Origin of the sequence: Microvirga sp. CF3016 (assembly GCF_036314085.1) — a bacterium.
Classification (GTDB): domain Bacteria; phylum Pseudomonadota; class Alphaproteobacteria; order Rhizobiales; family Beijerinckiaceae; genus Microvirga.
The window spans coordinates 76,195-85,573 of record NZ_JAYGGM010000017.1 but is presented as its reverse complement, the minus strand read 5'-3'; the positions used below and the strand labels follow the sequence as shown (position 1 = coordinate 85,573).

Annotated in this window: 11 protein-coding genes; 2 read left to right on the top strand and 9 right to left on the bottom strand. The window is 60.4% G+C overall.

Annotation, left to right across the window (positions count from 1 at the left end; genetic code table 11):
• Positions 1-21: 21 nt before the first annotated feature.
• The gene (locus tag VB672_RS21435; protein ID WP_329786249.1) at positions 22-453 is read right to left on the bottom strand and encodes a CBS domain-containing protein; all 432 of its coding nucleotides are present in this window, start codon (positions 451-453) and stop codon (positions 22-24) included.
• 139 nt (positions 454-592) lie between these two features.
• On the bottom strand, positions 593-1,408 hold the full coding sequence (locus tag VB672_RS21430) for a rhomboid family intramembrane serine protease (RefSeq protein WP_329786248.1): 816 nt from the start codon (positions 1,406-1,408) through the stop codon (positions 593-595).
• Positions 1,409-1,699: 291 nt separating this feature from the next.
• On the opposite strand from VB672_RS21430, the gene VB672_RS21425 reads away from it, so the two are divergent.
• Positions 1,700-2,383, top strand: a complete 684-nt coding sequence (locus VB672_RS21425; RefSeq protein ID WP_329786247.1) for a transglutaminase-like cysteine peptidase — start codon at positions 1,700-1,702, stop codon at positions 2,381-2,383.
• Between the two features lie 62 nt (positions 2,384-2,445).
• Here VB672_RS21425 and VB672_RS21420 read toward each other — a convergent pair whose 3' ends face one another.
• The 3 genes from VB672_RS21420 to cysE all read right to left on the bottom strand — a co-directional run bounded on the left by VB672_RS21420 (position 2,446) and on the right by cysE (position 4,180).
• Positions 2,446-2,976: a gamma carbonic anhydrase family protein gene (locus VB672_RS21420; protein ID WP_329786246.1), complete on the bottom strand. Its 531-nt coding sequence runs from the start codon at positions 2,974-2,976 to the stop codon at positions 2,446-2,448.
• A gap of 62 nt (positions 2,977-3,038) precedes the next feature.
• Positions 3,039-3,251, bottom strand: a complete 213-nt coding sequence (locus VB672_RS21415; RefSeq protein ID WP_040637969.1) for a DUF3126 family protein — start codon at positions 3,249-3,251, stop codon at positions 3,039-3,041.
• A gap of 92 nt (positions 3,252-3,343) precedes the next feature.
• Complete coding sequence (gene cysE / locus VB672_RS21410) at positions 3,344-4,180, bottom strand: serine O-acetyltransferase (protein WP_329786245.1); 837 nt, start codon at positions 4,178-4,180, stop codon at positions 3,344-3,346.
• An 80-nt stretch (positions 4,181-4,260) separates the two neighbouring features.
• Here cysE and VB672_RS21405 point away from each other — a divergent pair, with 80 nt between their 5' ends.
• Positions 4,261-5,061: an enoyl-CoA hydratase gene (locus VB672_RS21405; RefSeq protein ID WP_329786244.1), complete on the top strand. Its 801-nt coding sequence runs from the start codon at positions 4,261-4,263 to the stop codon at positions 5,059-5,061.
• Between the two features lie 2 nt (positions 5,062-5,063).
• On the opposite strand, the gene VB672_RS21400 is transcribed toward VB672_RS21405, so the two are convergent.
• The 4 genes from VB672_RS21400 to VB672_RS21385 form a co-directional block, all read right to left on the bottom strand.
• Complete coding sequence (locus VB672_RS21400; protein WP_329786243.1) at positions 5,064-5,555, bottom strand: class I SAM-dependent methyltransferase; 492 nt, start codon at positions 5,553-5,555, stop codon at positions 5,064-5,066.
• A 13-nt stretch (positions 5,556-5,568) separates the two neighbouring features.
• Positions 5,569-6,333: an alpha/beta fold hydrolase gene (locus VB672_RS21395; protein ID WP_329786242.1), complete on the bottom strand. Its 765-nt coding sequence runs from the start codon at positions 6,331-6,333 to the stop codon at positions 5,569-5,571.
• Positions 6,334-6,472: 139 nt separating this feature from the next.
• Positions 6,473-6,850, bottom strand: a complete 378-nt coding sequence (locus tag VB672_RS21390) for a hypothetical protein (RefSeq protein WP_329786241.1) — start codon at positions 6,848-6,850, stop codon at positions 6,473-6,475.
• Between the two features lie 222 nt (positions 6,851-7,072).
• Entirely contained in the window at positions 7,073-9,325 is a 2,253-nt protein-coding gene (locus VB672_RS21385) for an AAA family ATPase (protein WP_329786240.1), read from the bottom strand.
• Between the last annotated feature and the right edge of the window lie 54 nt (positions 9,326-9,379).

Here is a 9,379-nt window from a genome sequence, read left to right as displayed (position 1 = left end):
TCCACTTTCAGGTTCTTTGCTCTAGGCCGTAGCAATATATTCCTTGATCGCCTGAGTCTCGGCCTCGACCTCTTCGAGGCGAAGCTTCACCACGTCTCCGATGGAGACGATGCCGGACAGGCGCCCGCCCTCGACGACAGGGACGTGCCGGAATTTCTGCTGGGTCATGAGCTCCATCACGTCGTTGATCGAGGTCTCGCCCGTGCAGGTGACCACCTTCTCGGTCATGAATCGAGAAACGGGCTCGTCCAGGGCCTTTGCTCCATGCGCGGCGACGGCGCGCACGATGTCGCGCTCCGAGATGATGCCGGAGACCGGCCGCTGACCGTCCACGATGAGAAGGGCACCTATTCTGCGCTCCGCGAGAACCCTGGCCGCCTCGCTCAAGGATCGGCCCGGTTCGATGGTGGCGACGTCGCGGCCCTTGAGCGAAAGGATTCGATTGACGATCATTTATTCCCTCCCGTTGTGCGAACGGCGAGGACGGTCGGCCCTCCCATGCGCAAGGCTGAATTCGGGCGTCGGTTCCCCGTGGTTCCGGGGCGGAAACCCTCCGTCAGCCTTACGATGATTGGAGCAATCCGTGTCGGTTTCAAGCCGAGATGCGGCGTGGCCGTGCCGGAAGCGGGTCCAGGAGCGGAAAAACGACGAGGCCGGCCAGGAAGCCGCCGATATGCGCTTCCCAGGCGATGCTCGCATCCATGAGCCCCGCGGGCTGGACGAAGGCGAACACGTAATTGGCCGCGAACCAGATCCCGAGGAAGATCAGAACCTGCCGGTTGCGTACCATATGCCCCAGGGTTTCGCGGGGCCGCTCATGCGGCTGAGTCAGGCGGCCCTCCCAGTGCCACGAGGCCGGGGCGAACATGAACCAGGAGGCTGCCGCCATCAGGCCCGACACGGCCCCGGACGCACCGATCATCGGGAGGACCTGGAAGGGATTCATGAAGGCGTAGAACACCGCCCCGCACACGGCGGAGGCGGCCGACAGGAGAAGGAACCGCCCGGCGCCGCAGCGCCGGACGATGGGCGTGCCGAACGCGGCGAGCCAGACGCCGTTGATCAGCACATGGGCCCAGGAGCCGTGGAGGAACGCGTAGGTCAGCGCGGTCCAGGGCCGCCCCTCCTCCGGGGCCAGCACGTATTGCGCCAGGGCCATCATCGGCGTCACCGTGTCCTCCGGCACACCCTCGCGCAGGGACCGCATGATCTCGTCGACCTGCACGCCTCCGAAGGCGACGGACCAGCGCGCCGGGATGACAGACCAGTCGATGATCAGCGTGAAATCCGTTTCATCGGACAGGAAGAGCCGAAGGGCATGGATGCCGATCAGCACGGCCAAGCACAGGGTGATCGTTGCCGGCAGGTTGAGAATCGGCTCACGGAGACGAGGCGGTTGTGGAAACATGCAAAACTTTTTTGTCTGGCAGCCGCCTCGGGTCGTTGCGCCGGCGGCATTCGGTTCATTGTCTGAGTAGCCCTAATTCGGGTGCCCCGTCGAGAAAAACCAACAACTTAGCAACGGCCGAGCTTGCCGAAGAGGAACGCTTTCCTTCTTCGTTTCAGTTCCTCCAACTTTTCGTTAACCATAATGGAACCGGTTCGGCCGCGACGCGTTAACTCACCTTTTACTTTCCGCTTGAGCCTAAAATGCAACCATGTCAGTTTGGTTAAAAGAACGTTAACCGGCGGGCGGGGCATGCGGCAGGATTATTTCAAGAATGGCCTTTTCTGTGGCGTAAGTGAGAAGCCTGCCATTTTCGGCACATTCGTCAAATCAGCCCTTCTCGGCCTGTCGCTCCTCTTTTTCGGCCAGGCCGCCCAGGCTCAAACGCTGGCCGCACTGCCCAATTCCAGCGCCCCGATCACGAGCGTCGGCACGGCCAAGCCGCTTCAGGGCTGGTCGCAATTCTGCGACAAGTTTCGGTCCGAGTGCACCGTGGACGTTTCGGAATCGGACATGATCGACCTGACCCCCCAGGTGTGGAAGACGATCGTTTCCGTGAATCAGCGCGTGAATGCGAGCGTTAAGGCCGTGACGGATGCCGACCATTGGGGTGTCGTCGACACCTGGGGCTTTCCTGACGACGGCCGTGGCGACTGCGAGGATTTTCAGCTTCTGAAGCGCCGCCTTCTTGCCGAGGCGGGCCTGCCCCGCCGCGCCATGCGCATGACGGTCGTGATCGACGAACTCGGCGAAGGCCATGCCGTGCTGATGGTCCGTACCAACCGGGGCGATTTCGTCCTCGACAACAAGACCTCGTCGGTCCTGCCCTGGCACCGCACCGGCTACGTCTACATCAAGCGCGAGAGCCAGGACACGATCGGCTGGGTGTCGCTCGGCGGAATCGTGTCGTCGCCGACCACCACCGCGAACCGTTAAAACGAAAACCGGCGCCTCGAGCGCCGGTTTCTCTCTCCAGCAGCAAGTCTGTTCGAGGCAGATCAGTCGATCCGCTTCATTCCGTTCGCGAACCGCTTCCAGTTGTCCACATAGCTCCAGGCCGACCAGCGCAGCCGCTCGACGGCGTCGGCGTCGAGTACGCGGATCGCCTTGGCGGGTGCGCCGACGATCAGGGAGTTGTCCGGAAATGTCTTGCCTTCGGTCACCAGCGCATTGGCACCCACGAGGCAGTTCGCGCCGATCCGCGCATGGTTGAGAACCGTGGCTCCCATGCCGATCAGGGAGTTCTCGCCGATCGTGCAGCCGTGCAGGATGGCTTTGTGCCCGATGGTGCACCCCGGCCCGACAGTGAGCGGCGCATCCATATCCGTGTGGAGCAAGGCTCCTTCCTGGATGTTGGTGGCCGCGCCGATGTCGATCAGCTCGTTGTCGCCGCGCAGCACGGCGCCGAACCAGATTCCCACATCGAGCCCCAGGCGCACCTTGCCGATCACATGGGCATCCGGCGCGATCCAGAAACGGTCCGGTTCAGGAAGGATCGGAGCAGTATCGTCGAGGCTGTAGATCGGCATCGCAGGTCCGAACGGAAAAACAGCAGAACCTTGGGGTGAGGTTCTGCTGCGAGAAAACGGCCTTAATCCTCGAGATCCGTGTCGAGGATCGCCATGGTGAAGTTGTAGGAGCGGTCCCCGTCCTCGTCGTCGAGGAAGAGGACGCCGACGAATTCCTCACCGATGTAAACTTCCGCCGAGTCGGCCTTTTTCGGGCGGCCGACGACGCGGATCGAGTGGTTCGCAAAGGTCTGGCGCAGATAACGCTCGACTTTAGCCATCTCGGTTTTGTCCACTACAGGTCCTTTCTTGATGTCACGGATGCTGCACTTGCCATGCCGGGCAAACGCGAGCAAGCGGGGTTGGGTCCCTGAAGTGAGGCCCTCTGTCAGATTCCGTCGGATTCCGAGAAGCAATGGTCCATGGAGCGGGCGGGCTCCTCGCAGCCGGCCGTGCCGATGACCTTGGCCGGGACGCCGGCCACCGTGGCATTGTGGGGGACGGGCTTGAGAACCACCGACCCGGCGGCGATTCTCGCGCAGTGGCCGACCTCGATGTTGCCGAGGATCTTGGCGCCGGCTCCGATCAGGACGCCGTGGCGGATCTTGGGATGGCGGTCGCCGCGCTCCTTGCCGGTGCCGCCCAGCGTCACGTCCTGGAGCATCGAGACGTTGTCCTCGATGACCGCGGTGGCGCCCACCACGAGACCGGTGGCGTGATCGAGGAAGATGCCCCGACCGATCCGGGCCGCCGGATGGATGTCGGTCTGGAACGTGTCGGAGGAGCGGCTCTGCAGGTAGAGCGCGAAGTCCTGCCGGCCCCTCTTCCAGAGCCAGTGCGCCAGGCGGTGGGTCTGGATGGCGTGGAAGCCCTTGAAGTAGAGCACGGGTTCGATGGCCCGGGTGACCACCGGGTCGCGGTCGATCACGGCGCTGATATCCGCCCGCATGGCCACGCCGATGGCCGGGTCGTCATCCACGGCCTCCAGGAAGATCTGCTCGATGATGTCGGCCGGAACGGCCGCGTGGCCGAGGCGCGAGGCGACCCGGTGGATGACGGCGGCCTCCAGGCTCGGCTGGTGCAGGACGGCGCTGAGCACGAAGCCTGCGATCGCCGGCTCGGCCTGGACGATGGCCTCGGCCTCCCCGCGCAGGCGGTTCCAGACCGGATCGACCTTTCCGGCCACGGCATCCGGGGCTCCCGGCTTCAGGCGCGTCTGTGTCATGATAGTCTCCTTGCCGGCTTCGCGAGGGCCTTCGGCATAGATAAGAAGCACGCGCCCCTTACCATAGATCCAAGCCCGCCATGACCTACTCTTTTTCGCCGTCCACGTCCAAGCTTGCCGTGTCTCTCTCCGATGGCATCGCGACGCTCGCCATCGACAATCCTTCCAAGCACAACGCGCTCGACCTGGAGATGTGGCGGGCCTTTCCCGATCTCATGGCGGCCCTCGACCGGGATCCGGCGGTGCGCGTGGTGGTCATACGCGGCGCCGGCCAGGAATCCTTCGCGTCGGGCGCCGATATCGGCGAGTTCGCGACCCTGCGCGCCGACGCCGAGGGCGGCAGGCGCTACGAGGCCGTCAACGAGGCCGCGTTCTGGGCTGTCGCCCATTGCGCCAAGCCCGTCATCGCCATGATTCGCGGCTTCTGCCTGGGCGGGGGCTTCGGCCTCGCCCTGTCCTGCGATCTGCGGGTGGCCACCGAGAGCGCCGTCTTCGGCATCCCGGCGGCCCGGCTCGGGATCGGCTATCCGCCCGGCGCCATGAAGCTCGTGACCGCGGCCGTGGGCGCGCCGGCGGCCAAGGACCTGTTCTTCACCGCCCGGCGCATCGACGCCCGGGAGGCGGCGCGGCTCGGCGTGGTGCAGCGGGTGGTGGCCGACGACGAGCTGGAAGCCGCGGTCCTGGCCCTCGCCCGGACGATCGCCAAGAACGCGCCCCTGACGATCCAGGCCGCGAAGGCCGCCATCGACGCGGCCATGGGCGTGGCCCACCCGGATGTCGACCCGGTCGCCCTCGCGGACCGATGCTTCGACAGCGCCGACGCCGCCGAGGGCCGCAACGCCTTCCTGGACAAGCGCAGCCCGGTCTTCACCGGGCGCTGAGGTCACGCCTCGCGCCGGTACACGAAGTAGCGCCCTTCCGGCACGTTCGTCTCGGCCGAGACGTCCCGGCACGACGGCAGGTCGAAGGCTCGGTCGCCGAGCAGGATCCCGCCCGGCCGGAGCAGGGCTTCGAGGAGCGGCGACAGGCGCCGGGCGAGGCTCTGGTTCGCCGCCTCGTCGCCGGACCCGATATCGATATGGATCAGGGCCGCCGCGCCCCGTCCGTGCCGCTCGATGAAGGGCGGCAGGGTGTCGAAGAGATCGCCGACCACGAGATAGCCTTGCGGCGGATAGCAATCGGGATGGGCGGCGGGCGAGCGCTCGAACACGTGGATCTCGCGCCCCGGCAGGCGGGCGCGCAGGTGGTCGTAGGTGCGCCCGTTGCCGAGGCCGATCTCCAGCACGAGGCCCGTGGGGCCGATGGCCTGCGCGGCCCAGTCCAAAAGATCGCGCTGCGCGGTCAGGCGCCGAATGGCGCTGTCGAGCCGGGTCATGGGCGCCTCCCGGTCAAGGCCGCCGGGCCAGGAAGTCGAGCACGCCCTGCTTGTGCACCTTGTCGCCGACCGCGAGGTTGTGGTCGCGACCCGGGATGTCGAGCGCCGTGGCGTTGGGGATCAGGGCGGCGAGCTCCGGGCCCGAGCCCGACACGTCGTCGGCCGTCCCGACGGACACCAGGGTGGGCAGCCGGATCGACGCGACCTCGGCCTTCGTCAGCACCTGCCGCGAGCCCCGGATGCAGGCGGCAAGCGCCTTGCGGTCGCTCTTGTTCTGATCCGCGAAGGCGCGGAACATGCGCTGCATCGGATCGGTCAAATCGTCGAGGGACGGCGCCTCCATGGCGTCCGCGATGCCGAGCGGCAGGCCGACGCCTTCCACGAGATGGATGCCTAATCCCCCGAGCAGCATGGAGCGCATGCGGTCCGGCGTGGCGATGGCCATGTGGGCGGTGATGCGCGCCCCCATGGAATAGCCCATCACGTCGGCGCGTTCGATGCCGAGATGGTCGAGCAGCCGCCGCCCGTCCTCGGCCATGCGGTAGGAATCGTAGGCCGCCGGATCGTAGAGCTTCTCGCTCTCCCCGTGGCCGCGATTGTCGAACGCGATCACCCGATAGCCTGCCCGCGTCAGCGTCTTGACCCAGAGCGTGTTGACCCAGTTCACCGCATGGGTCGAGGCGAAGCCGTGGATGAGAAGGATCGGCTCGCCCTCGCCCTCGTGGGGCGGGACGTCGATATAGGCGATGCTCACGCCGTCGGAATTGAAATAGCGCATGGATCCCAAGGGAAGTTGCCAGGGAGGTTGCAAGAGAGGTTTCTGATTGCCGCGCACCCTAGCGCATCGCGCGCAAAAGTGGACCCGGTTTTTCCACGCCCGGGACAGCTCCCTCTCCCGGGCGGGAGAGGGATCGGCCTCACCGCCGCTGCGATGGATCCGGCAGCGCCACCGCCCCGGCCTCCCCGCGCGGCAATTCCCGCACCGTGCCGCGGGCATAGAGCATCAGGCGCCCGTCCGCCTCCTCGTAGACCGCATAGAGCGCCTCGCCCCGCCGCTCGCCGCGCCGAGCGAGCAGGCCGGCGACCGCCCTCACCGCCTGCAGCCCGCAGAACGCGGTGCCGAGCACGGTCACCGGCACCACCACGAGCCAGAGCGCCTGGATCCCTTCCGGCGCGGTGTGAAACTTGGACAGCGCGTCGGCCAAGACGCTGTAGGACGGCTCCATGCGATCACTCCCCTGGGCTGAAGCGACCACCAGCGAAGCGCTGGTGGCCGGGGAGCTAGAAAGCCGCACTAGCACGGCTGCATTGGCCTTTGGGCTTGCGCCTTGGACATGCGCCAACGCCTCCCCGGCCGTAAGGCGAGGGAGACATCGTTGCGGTCGATGCCGACCGGCGTAGTGAGAGGCTTCTAGACCCCAGAACCGGGTACGCCCGGCTCCGGCAACGAGGTAACACGCATCAGGGGTGCGGGGTCAATGGGTATACAATCTAAAAGATCAACTTTGATGATTGGCCTAGTAGAGGCCAACAATTCTGACAATCTGCTTACACTGTACTCTAAGTGCTTCGGGATTAGGGGCTTCCGCGCCTCCGTGCATGTTCCCCCTTGTAAATTCATTGATTTGTTTGATTGCCTTAACATAGTTGAACATAGGATCATCAATACCTGCATTCTCTATATTCTCAGCCATTGCAGGCAGGTAACTGCTTTCACCAAATCTACCAGGAAAACGGGCTCTTAGATAATCTTCTAAAAAAGGCCGAAGATCCTTAGTTAAATTGTCTGCATTTGTACCCTTAAGAAATATGCCCTTATTTGCATACTCCCAAATACGTTCTGCCTGTTGCACATATAAGGATTTCAATTCATCTTCTGATGACCACTGAGAAATGCTGCCTAGACCCTCGTCATCACAAGTTAGCTTGAACTCTTTGCAGTCTTCAGAATCTTTGAATTCTTTTGTGATTTGCCTGAGAAAGCGAGGATCATGAGATAAAACTATCACTTGGCAAGCATCTCTAGAGAGTTCACGGATCTGGCTTGCAGTTGCCCACTGACGGTACATATCCTGGCTGCTAAATGGGTCATCAAAGACAATTGTCGCGTCATCTAGATTCTCATCGGAGCGAACCTGACTTATGAATAGAGCCAACGCCAGTGTGAATTTATCGCTAGTGCTTAGCACCGTTTTAAAACATGGAGCTTGATCATTTATCTCGCCCGCTTGAATTTTGTGCGCTCCAATAAGGATCGAAAAATCCGTATTAGGCTCTCTTCCAACGTAACTTGCCTTTGTATCTGTAATTGAGAAATTTGCGCCAAAACTCTCCAGGATTTGGTTTATCTCTTCCTGCTTTTCCCTCGTCACTGTTTCTGTATATTTTCGCAACTCCTCCTGAGCAATTTTCTTGTTTTTTACAATCTGCTTTTGATGCTCAATTAGAGACAAGTATGATTGAATGTCAGCCTTTAATGGGTCAATTCCTTTAGCTCTTAAACTCTCTTTATAGCTTAGCTCCTGTTTCGCTTTCGTGAGGTCAATGCCATCCGTATTTTTTCGAGCAACCTCAAGGATCTTTATACATTGAGCAATTTTATCATTATAAATTGATGCTATTTCAAAAGCGGCAAGAATTTCACCGCGCTTGGCTCCAAAACTTAAAGAGGCATGTGGCGCAGTGATTTTCTGCTCAAGAATAGCTCGCAAACTTAGTAACCCATTTGCGAGAAAGCTGATCTGTTCGATCGATAGATGTGGAGCATCAAATTCGCAAACGGATTTCCAGAAATCAAAATCCGACGCATTGTGATTAAGTATATATTCGATCGTTTGCGCATCTTGCTCTGTCAGCTTCTGTATTTCCAAAAATGCATCGGAAAGCTCTGTTTCAAGTTGAGAGAATTCTGTATTAAAATAATTTTTGAACATCCCGACCAAATCAACGTGGCCTGCATCTTGCGTGCAGAAAGGGCAAATTGTACCATTCATATGCTCAACACCATACCTGAGCCACCGCATCCCATTGGGATGCATTTGGTGTTTGTCGATATGTTCTTGAATACGAATGCTGGCCCGCTCTGAAATATCTTGTATCGAGCGAGAAATTAGAGTCTCGAACTCGGCAAATGGCCGCAAATGGATTAGAGAAGGATTTTTCTTCTGTTGAACCGTTATAGAGCGAACACCTAATTCAACTTTCTGCTTGGCCTTAGAGACCTGCTCATTAATATTGGCTGGTGTTGGTGTCGCGCAGAAAGACAACACGTCGCCTATGCTGTTATTGCATGCCGCCTTAATAGTTTTCTCCAATGCAGCTAGTTTGCTGGTTAGCTCCTTCTGCTCCACATCAATCTCTGAGATAGTACGTGCAAGATCTACACCTTTGGCCCCCAACACGACTCTTAAGAGGCTTCGCTTGTTATCTCTTGTGACGCTATCCCCCACATGTAAATTCTGCTGAACGTAATCGCTGTCAAAAATATAAAGCCTGCCTGGGCAAGTATCCCATTTCCCAGCTGTAAAGGAGATGGAGCCATGTGATTTCCATTCAAACTTTACAGAAGAGACGTTCGAGGCCCCTAAGCGCCGCCGTGCCAATATGTAGTCTGCCTTCGTTTCAGACGCAGAACGCAGGACAGATGTTAAGGTGCTCTTCCCATAACCGTTTCTGGCATAAATCAGGGTAAGGCGTGGAAACTGGGGACCTTTATGAATCAAAGATGCAAATCGTCCGATTTCTTGAATGCTATTGAGCCGTAAGAGCATGCGTTCCCCCATAGATGGGGCAAGCTTAACTGTACCAACTCGGGCCCTACAAGT